Source organism: Mycobacterium venezuelense (genome assembly GCF_054919535.1).
In genome coordinates this window covers 37,681-58,088 of sequence record NZ_JBONDW010000029.1, presented here as the reverse complement: position 1 = coordinate 58,088, position 20,408 = coordinate 37,681, and the positions used below count along the sequence as shown (strand labels likewise).

Sequence of the window (20,408 nt, the reverse complement as noted above, 5' to 3'; positions counted from 1 at the left end):
AGGGTGATAGAGGTCCAGGAGTTCCGGGCCGAGGTCCGGCAGTGGCTCGCAGACAATCTCGTCGGTGAATTCGCCGCGCTCAAGGGCCTGGGCGGACCGGGTCGTGAGCACGAAGCCTTCGAAGAGCGCCGTGCATGGAATCAGCATCTCGCTGCGGCAGGTCTCACCTGTCTCGGATGGCCGGTCGAGCACGGCGGGCGCGGATTGTCGGTCGCACACCGAGTTGCCTTCTACGAGGAGTACGCGCGTGCCAACGCGCCCGACAAGGTCAACCACCTTGGCGAGGAACTGCTCGGGCCCACGCTCATCGAATACGGCACCCCCGAACAGCAGAAGCGGTTCCTGCCCAAGATCCTCGACGTCACCGAGTTGTGGAGCCAGGGCTACTCCGAGCCGAACGCAGGCAGCGACCTGGCCAACGTGTCGACGACGGCGGAACTCGTCGGCGACGAATGGGTGATCAACGGTCAGAAGGTGTGGACGTCACTGGCGCACTGGGCGCAGTGGTGCTTTGTGGTGGCCCGCACCGAGAAGGGCTCCAAGCGGCACGCCGGCCTGTCCTACCTACTTGTCCCGCTCGACCAGCCTGGCGTCGAGATCCGGCCGATCATCCAGCTCACCGGTGACTCAGAATTCAACGAGGTGTTCTTCGACGACGCGCGTACCGACGCGTCTCTGGTGGTCGGTCAGCCCGGAGACGGCTGGCGCGTGGCGATGGGAACATTGACGTTCGAGCGCGGCGTATCGACGCTTGGCCAACAGATCCGTTATGCGCGTGAGCATTCCAACCTGGTCGAGCTGGCCAAGCGTACCGGCGCGGCCGACGATCCGCTTATCCGTCAGCGGCTCACCCAGTCCTGGACCGGCCTGAAGGCCATGCGGTCCTATGCATTGGCGACCATGGATGCCGAACAACCCGGCCAGGACAACGTCTCGAAACTATTGTGGGCCAACTGGCATCGCGAACTCGGCGAGATCGCCATGGACGTGCAGGGCATGGCCGGATTGACACTCCCCGAGGGTGAGTTCGACGAATGGCAGCGGCTCTATCTGTTCTCGCGTTCGGACACCATCTACGGCGGGTCCAACGAAATCCAGCGCAACATCATCGCTGAGCGTGTGCTCGGCCTACCTCGGGAAGCTAAGGGATGAACCTCGCAGACGTTCCGAAAGAGATTGACGGACACGGACTTCTGACCGGCAAGGTGGTCCTCGTGACCGCTGCGGCGGGCACCGGCATCGGCTCGACGACCGCGCGACGCGCCCTTCTCGAAGGCGCCGACGTCGTGGTGTCCGACTACCACGAGCGCCGCCTGGGGGAGACCCGCGAAGAGTTGGCCGGCCTCGGGTTGGGCCGGGTCGAATCGGTGGTGTGCGACGTCACCTCCACCGCAGCCGTCGACGCGTTGATCACCGAGACCGTGGCGAAGGCCGGCCGCCTGGACGTGCTGGTGAACAACGCCGGCCTCGGTGGCCAGACGCCGGTGATCGACATGACCGACGACGAGTGGGACCGCGTCCTAAACGTCACGCTCACCTCGGTCATGCGCGCGACCCGTGCCGCGCTGCGGTACTTCCGCGGCGTCGAGCACGGTGGCGTCATCGTCAACAACGCGAGTGTATTGGGCTGGCGTGCACAACATTCGCAGTCGCACTACGCCGCCGCCAAGGCCGGCGTGATGGCGCTGACGCGGTGCAGTGCGATCGAAGCCGTCGAGTACGGCGTGCGGATCAACGCGGTGTCGCCGAGCATCGCGCGGCACAAGTTCCTGGAGAAGACCTCCTCTTCTGAGCTGCTGGATCAGCTCGCCTCCTACGAGGCATTCGGCCGTGCCGCCGAGCCGTGGGAGGTGGCGGCCACCATCGCATTCCTGGCCAGTGACTACTCCAGTTACCTGACCGGCGAGGTCATCTCGGTGTCGAGTCAGCGGGCCTGAGACCCACCCGGTCCGCCCACCCGCGAATGTCTCCTTTGTTGATGGCCAGCGCCAGCAGCTCGGGAAAGGCATCGGGCGTGCAGGCGAACGCCGGGATCTCCATCGCCGCCAGATCGGCCGCGATCTCGCGGTCGAACGACGGTGCACCCGAGTCGGACAGTGCGAGCAACACGATGACCTGAACCCCGGCGTCGGTGAGTTGTTTGACGCGCGCGAGCATTTCGTCGCGGATGCCGCCCTCATAGAGGTCGGAGATCAGTACGAAGATGCTGTCGGCCGGACGGGTGATCAGGCTCTGGCAGTAGGCGACGGCACGGTTGATGTCGGTGCCGCCGCCCAACTGGGTTGAGAACAGCACGTCCACCGGGTCATCGAGCAGGCCGGTGAGGTCGACGACTTCGGTGTCGAACACCACCAGCGACGTACGCAGGGACCGCATCGACGCGATGACGGCGCCGAACACCGCCGAGTACACGATCGATTCGGCCATCGACCCGGATTGGTCGATGGCCAGCACGACGTCCTTGGTCATCGACCGGCCCGCGCGACGGTACCCGACGAGTCGCTCCGGGATGATCGTGTTCAGTTCGGGCTGAAACGTTTTCAGGTTCCGCGCGATGGTGCGGTTCCAGTCGATATCGGCGGTGAGCGGACGGTTGGTCCGGGCGCTGCGGGACAGTGCACCACGCAGCGCGGCGCGGGTGCCGTCGGCCACACGTCGTTCGATGTCCTCGACGACCCGGCGCACCAACGCCCGGGCCGAGGATTTCGACTCGTCGGGGATGGCCTCGCCCAAGCTGATGAGTGTGGTGGCCAGCGACAGGTCAGGGACGATGCTCTCCATCATCTCCGGCTCCAGCAACAGTGTCCGCAGGTTCAGCCGCTCGATCGCGTCCTGCTGCATGACCTGAACCACGGTGCTGGGAAAGTACTTCCGGATATCGCCCAACCAGCGCGCCACCTTGGGTGCCGACCCGCCGAGCCCACCCCTGCGGTCATAGAGAGCCGCCAGCGCCTTGTCCATCTCGACGTCACCGGCACTCAGTTTGGGCAGCGCATCGGCATCAGAGCCCAGCACCAGGCGCCAGCGACGGCTCCGCTCATCGGTCACGATCGACCCCTCCCACGAAGATGGCTGCCGCAGCCAGCACCGCTGGGCGGGCGCGGTCGGCGTCGACGCCGAACTCGTTGCGTGGCGCCGACCCCGCGGTGCTGACCGCATGTCCGATGTTGCGCTTGATGCCGGCGTCGAACGTGCTGAAGGTGCGACGTACCAGAGGCAGCACATCGGTGAACTCGGCGGCGGGCAAACCGGTCAGCCATTCGTCGATCACGCCGAGAAGTTCGACGTCGTGGACGAGCAGCAGCCCGCTGCCCGACAGGAAGCCCTCGATCCACGCCGACTTCTCCTCAGCCGTCGCGCCGATGCTCAGCGCCCGGCGCATGCGCACCGCCGCCTCAGCGGTGCTGAAAACGCCGCCGTCGACACAAATCCGGACGAACCGACCGATCAGGCTCCCGTGCAGGTCGCCCCGGTCGGCCAGGCGCGCGATGGTGCTCAGCCACTCGGCACGGATCTGCGACTCAAGTAGATCGACGGTCTCGGTGACCGCGTTGACGTGGGCCAACATCTCGGCCGACGCGTCCGGGCCCAACCCGGTGAGCGTGGCGGGAAGACCGACATTCACGCGGCGCAGCAAGGATGTGGTGACCACGCCCAGGGCGCCCGCGTCGGTGCGGCGCACATCGCCGTAGCGCAGGGACCGGGCCAGCGCGGGCAGCGCGGCCATGAGTTCGGTGAGGTCGCGATCCACCGCGGCCTTGTTCTCCAGGGTCGTGAGAAGTTGTGAGACAGCGTCGTCGACACCGCCGAGCAGCGCGGCTTCGATCGTCGCGGTGACCTGTCCCAGATGCGCGGCGTTCTCGGCTGTGTCGGCCAGTTTGGCCCTACACGCTCGATAGACGGTGTTGCCCCACACCGAGGACACGATGATCTGCACGGCGAACTCGGGTTGCCACTGCAAAACCCAGGCTTCCTTGAAGGTGCCCTGCCCGCCGACGTCGTCGGGCTCGCCCCACGGAATGCCGAGCGTTGAAAGGCGATGTAGTAGTTGAGATTTGGCGAGATCGTTCGGTTTCCGCAGATCGAGGGTTACCTGCTTGGCGGTCGCATCGGGTTTGAGCCGCAGCGATTTCTGTTGCTTGGTGATGTCGGCCAACAGCGGCACCATCGGCAGATGTTCGGGGATGCTGCCGAGCTTTTCGCCCACCACGAGTTCACGCAGGATGAGGCCGAACCTGGCATCCGAACCCTCGCACAGTACGGCCTCGGTGGCTTCGTTGACCTCACTGAGGCCGGGGTGGGCACGTCCACGCATCGCCGCCAGCGCGTTGGCGAGCCGGACCCCTTCGATGACGTGGGCCGAGGATACGAAGATGTCACGGCCACGCAGCGCACGGGCCGCCAGGGTGAGCCAGGTTTCCACCGGCCGGTCCCGCTCGGCGAAGACATGCCGGTACCAGCCCGGCGAGCGTACGCCCGCGCCATAGCCCGATGCGGCGGCCAGTCGGGAATGCGTCCACGGCACCCATACGACGGCGGATTTGACCTTGGGTAAGCCGCGCAACATCGCTGAATCCGCGCTCACGGCAGGGAATTTCCCGGTGAGCGCCGGTGCATGCCAGGCACCGCAGACCACGACGATCGATGCGTACTCCTTGACCGCCTTGCGAATCACCTGGCGCATGTGGGCTTCGCGCTGACGTTCCACCTCGTCGTCGTGATCGGGCTCGAGCTCACGCACCGTCCACATGGCTTCCGTGATCGCATCGAATCCGGTTCCATCGGTACGTGATTCGACGACGTCATCCCACCAGCGTTCGGGGTCGTCGTAGCCACCGGCCTCGGCGAGTGCGGCGATCGGATCGACGCGCACCCGAGAAGGTTCTTCGTGGCGTTCGGCGCGTTGGGCGAGCACGGTGGCGGCCGGCAGGTCGCAGAACCGCACGGAAACGTGATGACGCGCCGCCCATTGCAAGGCCTGCCACTCCGGTGAGAACTCGCCGAACGGCCAGAATGCCGATACCGCCGGGTCATCGACCGCGTAGGCCATGATCGCGACCGGCGGCACCATGTCGATGTCGTCGACATCGGTGGTGAGCCGGTCGGCGTCGGACGGCCCTTCGATCACCACGCAGTCGGGCCGGATCCGGTCGAGTTCGGACAGGACCGCACGGGCCGACCCGGGACCGTGGTGGCGAATGCCGAGAACGTGGGTTTCGGTCACGAGTTCAGCACGTCGCGCGATGCTCGATAGAAGTCGGCCCAGCCGTCGCGCTCCCGGACCACGGCCTCGAGGTATTCCAGCCACACGACCGCGTCGTTGACGGGATCTTTGACGACCGCGCCGACGATGCCCGCGGCCGTATCGGCAGGCCGCAGAATCCCGTCACCGAAGTGCGCCGACATCGCGATGCCCTGCGTGACGACGGATATCGCCTCCGCGGTCGACAGGGTTCCCGACGGCTGCTTGAGCTTGTTGCGACCATCGGCGGTCAAACCGGAGCGCAGTTCACGGAAGACCGTCACGACGCGGCGAATCTCGTCGGCCGACGTCGGCACCTCAGGCAGCCGCAGCGAGCCGCTGATGTCGGCCACCCGGCGCGTCACGATCTCCACCTCGTCGTCCAGCGTGGCAGGCAGCGGCAGCACCACGGTGTTGAACCGTCGCCGCAGCGCCGAGGACAGCTCGTTGATACCGCGGTCGCGATCGTTGGCGGTGGCGATGACATTGAAGCCGTGGCTCGCCTGCACTTCGGTGCCGAGTTCGGGTATGGGCAAGGTCTTTTCGGACAGGACCGTGATGAGCGCGTCCTGCACTTCCGACGGTATGCGGGTGAGTTCTTCCAGCCGCGCGATCTTCCCGTCGCGCATCGCCGTCATGATCGGCGACGGGATGAGCGCCTGCTCCGACGGGCCCTCGGCCAGCAGCCGGGCGTAGTTCCAGCCGTACCGCACCGCCTCTTCGACGGTGCCCGCGGTGCCCTGGACAAGCAGGGTCGAATCGCCCGACACCGCGGCCGCAAGATGCTCCGACACCCACGTTTTGGCGGTGCCGGGCACTCCGAGCAACAGCAGCGCGCGGTCGGTGGCCAATGTTGCGACGGCCACTTCGACGAGGCGGCGCTGGCCGATGTACTTCGGCGTGATAGGCACTCCGCCAACGGTTTCTCCACCGAGTAGGTAGCGGACGACTGCGTGCGGCGACATCGACCAGTTCGGCGGCGCCGGTTTGTCGTCGGCGGCGCGCAGCGCGTCGAGCTCAGCGGCGAACAGTTGCTCGGCGTGTGGCCGCAGCAGGGCGGGCGCTTGGGTCATGGCAGTTCCTTTGCAAGGTCGATTCGCAGGGTGAGCAGTTCGAACACCGTGGCGCAGAACCGGTGTAGTGCCTCGTCGGTGGTGCGGTCGACCAGCTCGGCGAAGCGTCCGTGCCAGTCGAGTGGGTAACCGGCGGCCAGATGGGCCGCCGCGTCGCGGCGCTGCCGCTGCGTGCCCCACCCCGCACCGGCGAGGGAGCCGAACAGCGCCTCGGCCACAGGGCGATCGAACGGTCGCGGCAGCCCGGCGACGATCTGAGCGAGCGGAGCCCCCTCGGCAACGTTGGTCACCGCGCGGATCAGCTCTGCCGTGATCGCGGGATGCGCTGTCGCCGGTGCGTAGTGGTTCGCATAGTCGGCAGGCAGGCAGGCAGCGTGCCAAGAGCGGGACCGCCCAGCGTGGATCGTTGCCCCGCAGCGCGCTCACCGTGAGCGCTCTGAGAATGGCCTCGTCGTTCACCGCGCGGACCACCTTCTCCGGCCCCGCCGCGCCGAAGAACTCATCCCAGAACGCGATCGGCGTACGTTCGATGACGGCATCGGGTTGGCCGGTGGTCAGCCCGTCGCGCAGGGTTGCGGCGTCGGGTTCAGGTAACCCGTACACGGTGATCTTGACACCCAGCACGGACTTCTTCACCGAAAAGACCCGCGCGGCACGCTCTTTCATGCGTTCGATATAGCGGCTCCGGTGACGGCTGCCGAGCACGGCGATCGCGGCGGATCGCACGCCGGCGGCGCGGTCGTCGAGTGCCGACTCCAGGAACGGTTCGTCGCTTTCGAATTCGGGCGTCGCGAACACCTGTAGCAACAATGCGCGGGATTCGGCATCTTCGGCGTCCCAGTGCGTCATGACGAGTTCGCGGGCTCGGTCCGGGTCGATCTGTCGCGCCGTGGCGACCCAGTGCAGACGTTTGGCGGTGTCGCCGTGGGTGAACTCCGCCTCATCGGGCCATGCGTCACCGGCCGGGGATGCGATGCGCCGCAGTGTGCGGTGTTTGTGGCCGTAGTGCTCGACGGCGTACCACTGACCCGCCGATCCGATCACCGCCCAGAGCTCCGGTGTCACGCCGGCGCTTTGGTGTAGCCGGAGTAGTTCGGGGATAAGCCGAGGTGTCAGGCGCAAACCGGCGGCGGCGATGTCGGCGATGGCACCGTCGAGAACAGGCCGGACACTCATGGCCCGTTCAATGAGGAAGGCGTGGGTCTCGGTGATGAGCGGGCGCGTCTCCGGTGCGGCGGGGGCGGTGTTCGGCGTGACGTGTTCGGGAAGCTGCCCGGCCCGTCTGGCAACGGCGTACAAGCCGGCGACACGGAGCACCGATCCGATCGGGTCGCCCGGATCGCGCACCGTCTCCGCGCTGCCGTCGACCGGTGCGTCGAATACCGCCTCCGGCAATGGTTTTGTCCCGAGACCCACGGTCGCCGCGGAGATCATCCGCTGATAGTCACTCACAGTGCACTCACCACGAGACCAGCTGTGTGCAACGCCGACAGGGGATCGACTCCGGATATGCCGATCTCGACCAGCAGTGTGTGCAGCTGCCCGCCGGTCGCGGCCTGTAGGCGAGCCCACCGATCGTCGTCGCAGACGGCCGGTAGGGCATGGTCGTCGGCGTCCACCAGGTATCGGCGCTTCGGCTTACCCTGTTGAACCGGCCGGGCGGTCACGATGGCGGGGAACCGCACCAGCCACGGGTCGACCGTCATCGCGCGGGCCCGGCCGGCCAGTGCCTCGACCAGGAGAGTCCCGGCGATGTCGATCTCCTGGATGGGCACGGTGGGCACATCCCCGTCCGCTATCGCGACGCGAAAACTCGACGCGCCGCCCGGGTAGAAGTAGACGCCACCGGTGAACTCGCGCCCCGGTGTCAGCCGGGTGTCGAAACTCGCCCCGCTGGGCGCGGTCGACTGCACATTGACCAGCAGGCCGGTCTGCTTACCGCTCAACCACATTCGCCGGGTGGTGTAGCGCTCCTCGAGCGTCTCGGCGTATCCGAGCACCTGCCAGGTATCACTGACCGGATCGGTGGCCAGGACCTCGGCCCTCGACACGGTGAAACCGATATGGCGGCGCACCGCGGCCGCGGTCTCCGGCGGCAGCGTTGCGATGCCGCGGTAGGCGTCGATGAGCAAGCGCATCAGCCCGAGTTCTTCGATGATCATCCGCGGCCACTCGTCGTGCGTGAGCAGCGCCGGTAGGCTGCGCAACCATCGCGCCAAACCGGGCGCCTTCGCGTCGATCATGCGCTTGGCGATCGGTTCGCTCCACCCGTACGGATCGATACTGATGCCGGCGATACCGTTACGGACCTGATCCTCGATCCACAGATTCAGCTGGTCGAGGCCCTCGGCGACGCTGCGCTCGCGGGCTGCGAGGGTCTTCGCGCTGACCTCGCGCGGGGCCTTTCGCGCGGGAGCTTCAGACGCCGGAGCGTCCGGTGATGCGTCGACGTTGCCACTGGACCAGCGCAGCACGAGACCGACGACGTGCTTGCAGGGGAACTGTCGCGACGGGCACGTGCATTTGTACGTTTCGCCCACCAGGTTGACCTGCACGCGGTACGGCGTGCGCCCGCTGCCCTGGAAATCTCCCCACAGCAATGTCTGGGTGGCGCCGGTGTTGGACCAACCGGCAGCTCCGGCCAGCTTCTGACCGGCGGCATACGCCTTGCCGGCGAACTGGCGTACCTCGTCGGTGGACCACCCAGCAGTTTGCTGATCCACCCCTGATCCTTCCGGTGCGTGCTGACCCAGGCCAGCGTAACGAGATCCGCCGACGTGTGTGCACAGCAAAGACGCCGGCCTGCGATCGATCTCCACGGGATCTTCACAATCGCTGCCCGAAAGGACCACAACCTGGCCTTACAGTTTTGAAGTGTGAAGCGAATCCTGGTGGTTGACGACGAGCCGACCATCTTGGCCGCGGTGGCCACCAGGCTGCGGGCCGAGGAGTTCGCAGTCGAGACCGCCGTCGACGGCCCCTCGGCGGTAGCAACCGCGGCCGCCACGGCTCCCGACCTCGTTGTGCTCGACGTCATGCTGCCCGGTTTCGACGGGCTTGAGGTGTGCCGGCGGATCCAGGCACAGCGTCCGGTCCCGGTGCTCATGCTGACCGCCCGCACGGATGAGACCGACATGCTGATCGGGCTTGGCGTCGGCGCCGACGATTACCTGACCAAACCGTTCAGCATGCGTGAACTCGTGGCGCGGGTTCGCGTACTGCTGCGCCGCGTGGAGCGGGCAGGCGGCCAGCAGCCACTCACGGTCGGCGACTACCGCATCGACCTCTCCGAGCGCAGGGTTCATCAGGGCGAGCACGAGATTCACCTGACCCGAACCGAATTCGACCTGCTCGCGTTCCTGGCGGGACGGCCGCGGGCGGCCGTGGCCCGCGAGACGTTGCTCGAGCATGTGTGGGGTTGGGCGACCGAAGTCGAGACCCGAACCGTCGACAGCCATGTCAAAGCATTGCGCCGAAAACTCGGATCGGAGTTGATCAGGACGGTGCATGGGGTGGGGTACGCCCTGGAGGTTCCCCGATGAGCTTGCGCGAAGAGGAGACGGCGCAGATGAGCGTGGCCGCACTGTGGGACCGGTTGCCGCGGCCGCTGGATCCGTTCGCATCGTTCAAGGTCAAGACCGGGCTTCTGGTGGGCGGTGCGATTCTGCTGGCCTCGTTCACGTTCTGGATCGGCGCGAGCTGGCAGTTCCGGTATGCGCTCCTGGCGGCGCTGGCGACCTCGCTGGCGTTGACGCAGTTCCTCGCCCATGGGATGACCTCACCGCTGCGGGAGATGACGGCTGCCGCGCGCGCCATGGCCCGCGGTGACTACAGCATCCGGGTGCGGTCCACGTCCCGTGACGAAATCGGGCAACTCGCAACGGCATTCAATCAGATGGCGGCCGATCTCGGTGCCGCTGACGAGTATCGACGCGGGCTCATCGGCAACGTCTCCCACGAACTGCGCACGCCGATCACGGCACTCCATGCGGTCCTGGAAAACGTGGTCGACGGCGTGGCCGAACCCGATGCCGAGACCATGCGGATGGCGCTCGCGCAGACCGAGCGCCTGGGTGAGTTGGTGACGAATCTGCTTGATCTCTCGCGTATCGAAGGCGGGGCGATTCCCCTGCAATCCAGTCGGTTCGCGGTCGATGATTTCCTTCGCGACGCCGTCGAACACGCGTCACTGTCGTCCGGCGACGTCAAGGTGGTGGTTCGGGTGTCGCCGCCTAACCTGCAGGCCGTTGCCGATCCCGCGCGACTGCGTCAGGTAGTGGTCAACCTCGTGGACAACGCGATTCGGCACAGTCCAGCCGGTGGCGAGGTGTCGGTGCTGGCGTCGCGGACCGGTTCGGGCGCGCTGCGGCTGGAGGTCGCCGACGACGGGCCGGGTATCCCGACCGCCGAGCGGGAGCGGGTGTTCGAGCGCTTCACCCGAGGTGCCACGTCTGACGGCGGGACCGGCCTGGGGTTGGCGATCGCACGCTGGGCGGTCGAATTGCACGGCGGCGCAATCGAAGTGATGGATGCGGGGGCGGGCTGCCGGATCAGGGTGACCATTCCCGCAACGACCGAGGAGTTGGCATGACGACGACGGTTCCAGGGGTTTCCGGCCCGCACCTGCTCGTTCCGCCGCCCCCGCCGCTCATCGGCCCGGCCCTGCCGCGATACGGGGAGCCGGGCTGGACGGTGTGGTCGCGCCGGGTATGGCCGATCGATCCGCTTGCCGCCGCACCTCGTTCGGTGGTGCTTCTTGCGGTGCTCGCGGGTCTCGTCGGGACCGCACTGTGGCGGCCCTCGGTCCTGAGCGTCGGCTACTACGTCGTGGGTGTGCTGGTCTTCGGCGTCGTCTACGGGACCGCCGAACGTCGCCCGACCCGTTGGGAGTGGTTCGGGATCGCACTGACGCTGGCGCTGCTCGCGGTGCCGGGTGTGCTGGCTGCCGAGTGGGTCGGTGCGCTGTGTCTGATGGCGGCGTGGGTGATCGGCTGGTGCACGTTGGTCGGCGGACGCACGTGGACCGCGGTGTTCGCCGGACCGTTCGTGCCGTGGGTGCTTGCCGGCCGGGTCCGTGGCTGGGCGGGCAGGTCGGTGAAGGAGACGCTGCCGAGCCGGTCGGGTATGCCGAGCTTGGGCCGGATTGCGATTGTCGGTGCCGTCACGGTGCTGCTCGTGTTGGTGTTCGGCGCGCTGTTCGCCGCGGCCGACCCGGCGTTCGCCCACCTGGCCGGGAACCTGGTGCCGTCCCTGGCCGGTGACGAGTTGATTGCCCGGGCCGTGGTGTTCGGCATCGTCGTGGCGTTCGTGTTGGGCGGTGCCTACCTGGTGCGATTCGCGCCGCGGCTCGACGCGCTCGCACCGGCGCCGATGAAACCGATTCCGCGGTGGGAGTGGGCCGTGCCGCTCGGTGTGCTCGACGCGTTGTTCATCGCGTTCGTCGCGGTGCAGGCGACCGTGCTGTTCGGCGGCCACACGCATGTGCTCGAGACCGAAGGGTTGACCTACGCCGAGTATGCGCGGCAAGGCTTCTGGCAGCTGTTGTGGGTATCGGCCTTGACGCTGCTCGTGCTGAGCGGCGTGATCCGGGTGGCCTCGCGCGTCACCGCCGCGGATCGTCGGCTGCTGCGCTTCCTCGTCGGAACCCTTTGCGCGACATCGGTTGTCGTGGTGATCTCGGCGATCCACCGGATGTGGCTCTACCAGCAGGTCTACGGTTTCAGCACCGAGCGGCTGATGGTCATCACCGCCGAGGTCTGGCTCGGGGCGGTGTTCGTGCTCGTCGCGGCGGCGGGTATCCGGATGTCGGGACGCTGGCTGCCGCGCGCGGTGCTCGTCGCAGGCGTGCTGGCTCTGCTCGGGCTGGCGGCACTCAATCCGGAACGGCTCATCGCCGACCGCAACATCGATCGCTTCGAGCAGACCGGACAGCTCGACGCCGAGTACCTGTCCGGACTCTCCTCGGACATCGATCCGGCGCTGCGCCGGCTACCGGCATCGGTCCGGGCGTGCGTGACCTCAGACGGCGCCGGGTCCGACGCGTGGTACCTGTTCAATCTGTCGCGTGTCCGGGCCGACCGTCCGGTGGTCCGCGATATTCCGGAGCATTGCTCGGCGTACTGGTCGTATCCGCGGTACCGGTGACGCGCCGCACGTGACCTAGCAAGCGCTTGGTTGCTATGCTGTGGGAATGGCGCCGGATACGCCCAGCCAACCGGCTAGCAGACGTGACGAGCTTCTCGACCTCGCCGCGACGATGTTCGCCGAACGCGGCCTGAAGGCGACGACAGTCCGCGATATCGCCGACTCCGCAGGCATCCTCTCCGGCAGTCTCTACCACCACTTCAAGTCCAAGGAACAGATGGTCGAGGAAGTCCTCAAGGACTTCCTCGACTGGCTGTTCGCCCGCTACCAGCAGATCGTCGACACCGAACCGACCCCGCTCGGCAAGCTCAAGGGTCTGTTCATGGCGTCGTTCGAGGCCATCGAACACCGGCATGCGCAGGTCGTGATCTACCAGGACGAGGCCAAACGGTTGTCGTCGCAGCCGCAGTTCGGCTTCGTCGAGGCGCGCAACAAAGAGCAGCGCAAGATGTGGGTCGACATCCTGCAGGAGGGTATGGCCGACGGCTCGTTCCGGCCGGACATCGACGTCGACCTCGTGTACCGCTTCATCCGCGACACCACCTGGGTTTCGGTCCGCTGGTACCAACCCGGCGGACCCCTGACGGCCGAACAAGTCGGCCAGCAATACCTCGCCATCGTTCTCGGCGGCATAACCGCTCATAAGGTCAAAGGAGACTGAACATGCCTGAGGCATACATCATCGATGCCGTCCGCAGCCCCGTCGGCAAGAAGAACGGGTCGCTCGCGCAGGTGCACCCGATCGACCTCGGCGTGCATGTGTTCCGCAGCATCTTCGATCGCAACGACGTCGACCCCGGCGCGGTCGACGACGTCATCGTCGGATGCGTCGACGCGATCGGCGGGCAGGCCGGCAACATCGGCCGCAACGCCTGGCTGGCCGCGGGTTACCCCGAAGAGGTACCCGGCGTCACCGTCGACCGGCAGTGCGGCTCCAGCCAGCAGGCCATATCCTTTGGCGCTCAGGCGATTCTGTCGGGTACCGCCGACATCATCCTGGCGGGCGGCATGCAGAACATGAGCTGGGTGCCCATCTCGTCGGCAATGATCGTCGGCAAGGAACTCGGATTCAGCACGCCCACAGCGGAATCGGAGAACTGGCGGCACCGCTACGGCGACCAGGAGATCTCGCAGTTCCGCGGATCCGAGCTGATCGCCGAACGCTGGGACATCTCGCGCGAGGAGATGGAGCAGTTCGCGCTCGCCAGCCATCAGCGGGCGTTCGCCGCGATCCGCGCCGGCCACTTCGACAACGAGATCGTCCCGGTGGGCGACTTCGGCGTGGACGAAGGCCCGCGCGAGACCACGCTGGAGAAGATGGCCTCGCTGCAGCCGCTCGTCGAGGGTGGCCGGCTGACCGCCGCGCTGGCCTCCCAGATCTCGGACGGTTCGAGTGCCGTCCTGCTGGCCTCCGAGCAGGCCGTCAAGGACCACAACCTCAAGCCGCGTGCCCGCATCCACCACATCAGCGCCCGCGGTGCCGATCCGGTCATGATGCTCACCGGGCCGATCCCGGCCACGCAGTATGCGCTGCAGAAGACCGGCCTGACGATCGAGGACATCGACACCGTCGAGATCAACGAGGCGTTCGCCCCGGTGGTGCTGGCCTGGATGAAGGACCTCAAGGCCGACCCGGAGAAGGTCAACCCCAGCGGCGGGGCGATCGCACTCGGCCACCCGCTCGGGGCGACCGGCGCCAAACTGTTCGCGACCATGCTCAACACGCTCGAGCGCACGGGCGGTCGTTACGGTCTGCAGACCATGTGCGAGGGCGGCGGCACCGCCAACGTGACGATCATCGAGCGCCTGTAGTTCGTCACCGCGCGCACCGCGCATCTGGGACCGCGCCCTAGAATCGGGCCAGCGGACAGGAAATCCAGGAATGCGGTGCGATGACGAAGATCTTCAACGACCCGGCAGATTTCGCTGCCGAGACGTTGTCGGGATTCGTCCGCGCGTTCCCGGGATATGTGCAGCGGGTGCCGGGCGGTGTGGTGCGGGCCGACCCGCCGACGCCAGGCAAAGTCGCGGTCGTCATCGGCGGCGGCAGCGGTCACTATCCGGCGTTCGCGGGATGGGTCGGCCCCGGCATGGCCGACGGTGCGGTGGTCGGAGATGTGTTCGCCTCACCGTCTGCACACCGAGTGGTTTCGGTGGCCAGCGCCGCGGACAGTGGTGCAGGGGTCGTTCTGGCGTACGGCAACTACGCCGGAGATGTATTGAACTTCAAGGCCGCCCATGACGAACTGATCGCCGCGGGCGTATCGACCTGCTCGGTGGTGGTGACAGACGATCTGGCGTCTGCCCCGCTCGCCGAGCGCAAACTGCGGCGTGGAACCGCCGGCGATCTCGTCGTGATAAAGATCGCTTCGGCTGCCGCGGAAGCTGGCTACGATCTCGACGCGGTCGCCTTGGTCGCGGCCCGAGCCAATCAACGCACTTCGTCGTTGAGCGTGGCATTCACCGGGTGCACACTGCCCGGTGCCGATGCGCCGCTGTTTGCGCTTCCGGCCGGACAGATGGGTGTCGGTCTCGGCCTGCACGGTGAGCGCGGCATATCCGAAGAGCCGCTGTTGCGCGCCGGCGAGCTGGCCGACCTTCTGGTGACCCGAGTGCTGGCCGAGCGTCCGCAGCATGCCCAGCGTGCCACCGTGCTGATCAACGGAATGGGTGCCACCCGCTACGAAGAGCTGTTCGTCCTGTGGAACGAAATCGCACCGCGTCTCGAACAGCAAGCTGTCGACATCGTCGAACCAGAAGTGGGTGAACTGGTGACGAGCCTGGACATGGCAGGGGTATCGCTCACCGTCAGCTGGCTCGACGACGAGTTGGAGACGTTGTGGGCCGCGCCCGCCGATTCGCCCGGGTATCACAAGTCGCCGGCGCGTGCGGCAGCCCGAATCGCCAGGGCGGTGCAGATTCCGTCGGCCCGCTCGATACCGGACGCCAGCGAGGCCTCACGAGAACTGGCGAAACGGATGCAGTCCGCGCTGGAATCGGTGGCCGCCGCGCTGGCCGAACATGAAGCCGAACTCGACGAACTCGACAGTTTCGCGGGAAATGGTGACCACGGCAGAGCGATGTCGCGCGGCGCGGCGGCCGCGGTGGCCGCCGCGACACGCGCCGTCACCGAAGGCGCGGGTGCCGCCACCACCTTGCTGCACGCCGCCGACGCCTGGAGTGATCGCGCAGGCGGTACCTCAGGTGCCTTGTGGGGCACCGCGATTCGTGCCGGTGCCCGAGTTTTGTCCGACGACGAGTTGTCACCGGACGCCGCGCGCGCAGCACCGCGCGCGGCACTCGACGCCGTCACTGCATATGGCAATGCCAGACTTGGCGACAAGACAGTCGTCGACGCGTTTCTGCCCTTCGTCGAGAGCCTCGACGCCGACCTCGGCGTTGAGCTGCCACTGGGGGCGGCGTGGGTCAACGCCTCGTCGACCGCGGCGCGTGCCGCCGAGTCCACGGCGTCCCTCACGCCCCGGCTTGGCCGAGCGAGACCGTTGGCCGCTCGGAGTCTCGGGCATCCCGACCCAGGGGCGGTCTCCTTCGCCATTGTGATGACTGCGGTGTCGGAGCATTTCGCGTGACCGGCGTTCCGCGGCAGGCCATCGCTCTGCGGGCCGCGGAGCTCTACTATCTCGAAAACCAGACGATGGACGCGATAAGCCAGACCCTGGGCTGCTCCCGGGCCACGGTTTCACGCCTGGTCAGCGAGGCGAAGTCGGCCGGGCTCGTCGAGATCGTCGTACATCGTAAGGGCCGGGCGGCCGCGGTACTGGAACGGCTCATCGGCGAGCACTACGGCGTATCGGTCACCGTCGTCGCGCCGCCGTCCGATGTCACAGACAGTGATCGCTTACGCCATGTGGCGGCTCAAGGTGCCGCGCTGTTGCGAACCCAGTTGGCGCCCGACCTGACGCTGGGCGTGATGTGGGGCGTCACCGTGTCGGCACTCGCGCGCAGCGTCTCTCCTGGCGTGGTGCCCGGACTGCAAGTTGTCCAGATCGGCGGTGCGGGCAACACGTTCTCAGCGGGCGCCGAGCACGCTTCGAGCATCCTCGCCCGCTTCGGGGCCGCGCTCGGTGCCCGAGTCCACCACTTTCCGGTGCCGGCTTTCTTCGATTCGCCCGCAACGCGTGAGGCGATGTGGGCCGAACGGTCCGTGCAACGTGTCCTGCGGCTTCAGCAACGCGCGAATGCCGTCGTGTTCTCGGTGAGCGCCCTCGGTGGGCAGGTGCCCGGGCATCTCTATCGGGCCGGTTATCTGCATCGCGACGAGTTGCGAGCCCTGTCCGAACAGGGCGTGGTCGGCGAACTCGGCACAGTGTTCCTGCGGGCGGATGGCACCAGCGCATCGGTCGAGTTGAACGACAGGGCGAGTGGCCTGCCGATCGACGTCTTGCGAACGATCCCACGGCGCATCTGCGTCGCGGTCGGCGAAGGCAAGGCAGCGGTGCTGAGGGGCGCATTGCTGGCCGGGGCGATAACCGATCTCGTCATCGACGACGCGGCGGCCGAGGCCCTGGCTCGAGATCCCGCTGACGCGCCACGTAACTGAACGGATTTTCACTCACCGCCGCTCACGTTCAATCTTTATAGTGATGTAGGTCACAAAGTATCTCGAATGGTAAGGCGCGTTCGTGGGCTTTAGCTGATAGCGGGTTATTTGAAGCGCACCTCGGCCGATGAAAAACCGTTCAGTCGTTCTGGTTGTCGACGCAGAACTGTGTCTAGCATCACGGTATTCGCTGTCCCGGCGGTCTTCCGATCGGCGTCACGGCGTCCAATCTGCCTCGTCGTTCCGCTAGGAGCTTCCACCATGACCACATCCACTGATTCGGCCTCGTCGGTCGAACGGTCGGCGATACGGAAGGTCGCGATTCGCCTCGTTCCGTTCGTCGCCCTGATGTTCTTCATCAACTACCTCGACCGCACCGCCATCTCATTCGCCGGCCCCAACGGCATGAACGCCGACCTCGGCCTCACCGCGGCGCAGTTCGGGTTCGCTTCCGGCGTTTTCTTCGTCGGATACATTCTGTTGGAGATCCCCAGCAACGTCGCCCTGCACAAGTTCGGCGCACGGAGGTGGCTGGCCAGGATCATGGTGTCGTGGGGCATCGTCTCGCTCCTGTTCACCTTCGTCGACAGCATCGGCGGGCTCTACGCGCTGCGGATACTGCTTGGCATCGCCGAGGCGGGTTTCTTCCCTGGTGCGATCCTGTTCCTCAGCCTGTGGGTGCCCGCCCGCTACCGCAGCCGCATCCTGGCGTTGTTCTACCTCGCGCAACCGCTGACGACCGTCATCGGTGCGCCCTTGGCTGCCTGGCTCATCGGACACGACGGTGCGCTGGGTCTGGCCGGGTGGCGGTTCATGTTCCTCGGCGTGTCCGTTCCCGCGATCCTGGTCGGCGTAATCGCCTGGTTCTATCTCGCCGACCATCCGCGAAAGGCGAAGTGGCTCACCCCCGATGAGCAAGAGTGGCTGACGCGCGAGATCGAGGGTGAGGCCAAGACCAAGACCGGTCACAACAGCCGTGGGAGCGTCAAGGCTGCGATGAGCAGCGGCAGGGTCTGGCTGCTCGCCGTCATCTACTTCGGTTTCATCTACGGCCTCTATGCACTGGCCTTCTTCCTGCCCACGATCATCAGCGGATTCCAGGAGCAGTTCGGTACCACATTCGATGTCCTTGAGAAGGGCTTCATCACTGCCATTCCGTACCTACCTGCGGCGATCGTCCTCTATTTGTGGTCGCGTGATGCCACCAAACGCGGTGTGAAGACCTGGCATATCGCGATTCCCGCGTTCGTCGGCGGGGTGAGCGTGCCGCTGGCGTTGTTCATGTCCAGCCCGACCGCGACGATAGCGGTGATCACTGTCACCGCGTGCGCGATCTTCGCTGCACTGCCCAACTTCTGGACAGTGCCTGCGCAATTCCTCACCGGCGCTGCGGCCGCGGTCGGCATCGCGCTGATCAACACGTTGGGCAACATCGGCGGCTTCGCCGCCGGCTATGTGACCGGTTTCCTCAAGGATCTCACCGGGTCCTACGTGTTACCGATGTGCGTGGTAGGCGGCTTGATGGCGTTGTCAGGCGTGCTGATGGTGATTCTCGACCGGCGTGGTCGAGTCGCGGATTCGGCTGACGACACCGGCCAGGCCGACAGCGGCGGGTCAGCCCTCACCGGCAGCGGGGCGGCCCGATGACACGCCTGTTCAACGATCCGGCCTCGTTCGCCGACGAGATGCTCGACGGCTTCGTCGCTGCCAACTCCGATCTTGTGCGGCGGGTTCCCGGGGGCGTGGTGCGGTCCAATCCCGCTGCCGCGGGCAAGGTGGCGGTAGTGGTCGGCGGCGGTAGTGGCCATTACCCGGCGTTCGGCGGCCTGGTCGGACCCGGAATGGCCGATGGTGCCGCGTTGGGCAACATTTTCGCCTCCCCGTCCGCGCGCCAGGTGTGCTCGGTGGCCAAGGCGGCCGACCGCGGCGCAGGCGTCCTGCTGACCTTCGGAAACTACGCAGGCGATGTGCTGCACTTCGGCCAGGCGGCAGAGATGTTGAACGACAATGGTATTCGTACGATCACCCTTCCCGTGACCGACGACATCTCCAGTGCCGCGCCCCATGAGGTCGGCAAACGGCGCGGCGTGGCTGGGGATCTGGCGGTGTTCAAGGTCGCTGCCGCCGCTGCAGACGCCGGGCTTTCACTCGACGAGGTGCACGACGTCGCATCGCGCGCCAACGACCGCACCCGCACGTTGGGCGTGGCCTTTTCCGGATGCACGCTGCCCGGTGCCGGCGAACCGTTGTTCACGGTGCCGGACGGCCGGATGGCCGTCGGTATGGGCGTGCACGGGGAGCCGGGCACGAGCGAGGCCGATATCCCCAGCGCGGACGGCCTGGCCGAGTTGCTCGTTTCGGCACTGCTGCGCGAGCTGCCTGCCGGCGTCGCGGACCTCCGTGGCGCGCGTGTCGGACTCATTCTCAACGGGCTCGGCACCGTGAAATACGAAGAGCTGTATGTGGTTTACCGCCGCATCGCCGATCTCCTCGATGAGGCGGGCATCGTCGTCATCGAGCCCGAGGTCGGAGAGTTCGTCACCAGCTATGACATGGCCGGCGTCTCGCTCACCTTGTTCTGGCTCGACGACCAACTCGAAACCTACTGGCGCGCGCCCGCTTATTCAGCGGCGTACCGCAAAGGCAGCCTGACGGTCGCAATCGGTGCCGACGCGGAGGAGATGACGTCGAACCCGCAATGGGACGAGCAGAACGAAGCAGCGGCATCCGAGTCATCCCGGGCCGCCGGCCGGACCGTCCTGAAGGTGCTGACCGCAATACGCGACAGCATCGATGACAACGTCGGGGTCCTCGGTGATATCGACGCGGTCGCAGGCGACGGCGATCACGGAATCGGCATGCAGCGCGGTGCCCGTGCCGCTGTCGACGCGGCTGCCGAGGCGGTCGCCCGCGGCGCCGGAGCGGGTGCGGTGCTGACCGGCGGCGCGGACGCCTGGGCAGACCGCGCGGGCGGAACATCGGGGGCACTGTGGGGACTTGGGTTACGGGCGCTGGGCGCGACGATCGGCAACGAGGACAAGCCCGATGCGAAGGCGGTGGCCGACGGCATCGCCGCGGCGCTCCGCAGAATCCGGGAAGTCGGCAAGGCCGATATCGGAGACAAAACCCTGGTCGACGTATTGGCACCGGCCGCTGAGGCGCTGTCCTCGGCGGTGGCTGCCGGTCGCGGTCTTGGCGAATCACTCGCGCTGGCAGCCGATGTCGCGGACGGCGCGGCGCAATCGACAGCAGACCTGCTGCCCCGGATCGGCCGGGCCCGGCCGTTGGCTGAGAAGAGCATCGGGACACCCGACGCCGGCGCGGTGTCGATGGCACTGGCGTTTCGCGCTTCCGCCGACGCGCTGGCCGGCGAGTGCTGAACCGACAG

15 protein-coding genes and 1 pseudogene are annotated in these 20,408 nt (G+C 66.8%); 11 read left to right on the top strand and 5 right to left on the bottom strand.

Going from position 1 to position 20,408, the window contains the following annotated elements; genetic code table 11:
* Positions 1-3: 3 nt before the first annotated feature.
* On the top strand, positions 4-1,152 hold the full coding sequence (gene ipdE1, locus ACRCUN_RS31625; protein WP_462145558.1) for an acyl-CoA dehydrogenase IpdE1: 1,149 nt from the start codon (positions 4-6) through the stop codon (positions 1,150-1,152).
* Positions 1,149-1,937 carry a (5R,7aS)-5-hydroxy-7a-methyl-1-oxo-2,3,5,6,7,7a-hexahydro-1H-indene-carboxyl-CoA reductase gene (ipdF, locus tag ACRCUN_RS31620; protein WP_462145557.1) on the top strand — a complete coding sequence of 263 codons (789 nt, stop codon included), beginning with the start codon at positions 1,149-1,151 and terminating at the stop codon, positions 1,935-1,937. Before ipdE1 ends, ipdF begins: the two co-directional genes overlap by 4 nt.
* Here ipdF and ACRCUN_RS31615 read toward each other — a convergent pair.
* The 5 genes and pseudogenes from ACRCUN_RS31615 to ACRCUN_RS31595 form a co-directional block, all read right to left on the bottom strand.
* On the bottom strand, positions 1,909-3,048 hold the full coding sequence (locus ACRCUN_RS31615) for a VWA domain-containing protein (RefSeq protein ID WP_462145556.1): 1,140 nt from the start codon (positions 3,046-3,048) through the stop codon (positions 1,909-1,911). The genes ipdF and ACRCUN_RS31615 overlap by 29 nt on opposite strands.
* Positions 3,038-5,224 (bottom strand): DUF5682 family protein, encoded by a 2,187-nt coding sequence (locus ACRCUN_RS31610; protein ID WP_462145555.1) that lies wholly within the window; start codon positions 5,222-5,224, stop codon positions 3,038-3,040. The genes ACRCUN_RS31615 and ACRCUN_RS31610 overlap by 11 nt, the downstream gene beginning before the upstream one ends.
* A complete protein-coding gene (locus ACRCUN_RS31605; RefSeq protein WP_462145566.1) occupies positions 5,221-6,315 on the bottom strand; it encodes an ATP-binding protein in 1,095 nt (364 codons plus the stop codon). Before ACRCUN_RS31605 ends, ACRCUN_RS31610 begins: the two co-directional genes overlap by 4 nt.
* Positions 6,316-6,696: 381 nt before the next feature.
* A pseudogene (locus ACRCUN_RS31600) lies at positions 6,697-7,749 on the bottom strand (DUF5691 domain-containing protein); the annotation flags it as partial.
* Between the two features lie 14 nt (positions 7,750-7,763).
* Positions 7,764-9,038 (bottom strand): SWIM zinc finger family protein, encoded by a 1,275-nt coding sequence (locus ACRCUN_RS31595; protein WP_462145554.1) that lies wholly within the window; start codon positions 9,036-9,038, stop codon positions 7,764-7,766.
* A gap of 153 nt (positions 9,039-9,191) precedes the next feature.
* Between ACRCUN_RS31595 and ACRCUN_RS31590 the strand changes: the two genes are divergently transcribed.
* From ACRCUN_RS31590 to ACRCUN_RS31550, 9 genes are all read left to right on the top strand, one after another.
* On the top strand, positions 9,192-9,857 hold the full coding sequence (locus ACRCUN_RS31590; protein ID WP_462145553.1) for a response regulator transcription factor: 666 nt from the start codon (positions 9,192-9,194) through the stop codon (positions 9,855-9,857).
* Positions 9,858-9,889: 32 nt separating this feature from the next.
* Complete coding sequence (locus ACRCUN_RS31585) at positions 9,890-10,906, top strand: HAMP domain-containing sensor histidine kinase (RefSeq protein ID WP_462145565.1); 1,017 nt, start codon at positions 9,890-9,892, stop codon at positions 10,904-10,906.
* The gene (locus ACRCUN_RS31580) at positions 10,903-12,459 is read left to right on the top strand and encodes a DUF4153 domain-containing protein (RefSeq protein ID WP_462145552.1); all 1,557 of its coding nucleotides are present in this window, start codon (positions 10,903-10,905) and stop codon (positions 12,457-12,459) included. The genes ACRCUN_RS31585 and ACRCUN_RS31580 overlap by 4 nt, the downstream gene beginning before the upstream one ends.
* 46 nt (positions 12,460-12,505) lie before the next feature.
* A complete protein-coding gene (kstR2, locus tag ACRCUN_RS31575; protein ID WP_462145551.1) occupies positions 12,506-13,120 on the top strand; it encodes a TetR family transcriptional regulator KstR2 in 615 nt (204 codons plus the stop codon).
* A gap of 2 nt (positions 13,121-13,122) precedes the next feature.
* Positions 13,123-14,271 carry a steroid 3-ketoacyl-CoA thiolase FadA6 gene (gene fadA6 / locus ACRCUN_RS31570; RefSeq protein ID WP_462145550.1) on the top strand — a complete coding sequence of 383 codons (1,149 nt, stop codon included), beginning with the start codon at positions 13,123-13,125 and terminating at the stop codon, positions 14,269-14,271.
* Between the two features lie 80 nt (positions 14,272-14,351).
* The gene (locus ACRCUN_RS31565; RefSeq protein ID WP_462145549.1) at positions 14,352-16,049 is read left to right on the top strand and encodes a dihydroxyacetone kinase family protein; all 1,698 of its coding nucleotides are present in this window, start codon (positions 14,352-14,354) and stop codon (positions 16,047-16,049) included.
* Positions 16,046-17,020: a sugar-binding transcriptional regulator gene (locus ACRCUN_RS31560; RefSeq protein ID WP_462145548.1), complete on the top strand. Its 975-nt coding sequence runs from the start codon at positions 16,046-16,048 to the stop codon at positions 17,018-17,020. Before ACRCUN_RS31565 ends, ACRCUN_RS31560 begins: the two co-directional genes overlap by 4 nt.
* Before the next feature lie 261 nt (positions 17,021-17,281).
* Entirely contained in the window at positions 17,282-18,667 is a 1,386-nt protein-coding gene (locus ACRCUN_RS31555; protein WP_462145547.1) for an MFS transporter, read from the top strand.
* Positions 18,664-20,400, top strand: coding sequence for a dihydroxyacetone kinase family protein (locus tag ACRCUN_RS31550; RefSeq protein ID WP_462145546.1), 1,737 nt, complete (start codon positions 18,664-18,666; stop codon positions 20,398-20,400). Before ACRCUN_RS31555 ends, ACRCUN_RS31550 begins: the two co-directional genes overlap by 4 nt.
* Positions 20,401-20,408: the final 8 nt, after the last annotated feature.

Coding starts and splice junctions, on each gene's coding strand:
- ipdF (WP_462145557.1), top strand. CDS start 1,149: ATGAACCTCGCAGACGTTCCGAAAGAGATTGACGGACACGGACTTCTG.
- ACRCUN_RS31605 (WP_462145566.1), bottom strand. CDS start 6,315: ATGACCCAAGCGCCCGCCCTGCTGCGGCCACACGCCGAGCAACTGTTC.
- ACRCUN_RS31580 (WP_462145552.1), top strand. CDS start 10,903: ATGACGACGACGGTTCCAGGGGTTTCCGGCCCGCACCTGCTCGTTCCG.
- kstR2 (WP_462145551.1), top strand. CDS start 12,506: ATGGCGCCGGATACGCCCAGCCAACCGGCTAGCAGACGTGACGAGCTT.
- fadA6 (WP_462145550.1), top strand. CDS start 13,123: ATGCCTGAGGCATACATCATCGATGCCGTCCGCAGCCCCGTCGGCAAG.
- ACRCUN_RS31565 (WP_462145549.1), top strand. CDS start 14,352: ATGACGAAGATCTTCAACGACCCGGCAGATTTCGCTGCCGAGACGTTG.
- ACRCUN_RS31555 (WP_462145547.1), top strand. CDS start 17,282: ATGACCACATCCACTGATTCGGCCTCGTCGGTCGAACGGTCGGCGATA.
- ACRCUN_RS31550 (WP_462145546.1), top strand. CDS start 18,664: ATGACACGCCTGTTCAACGATCCGGCCTCGTTCGCCGACGAGATGCTC.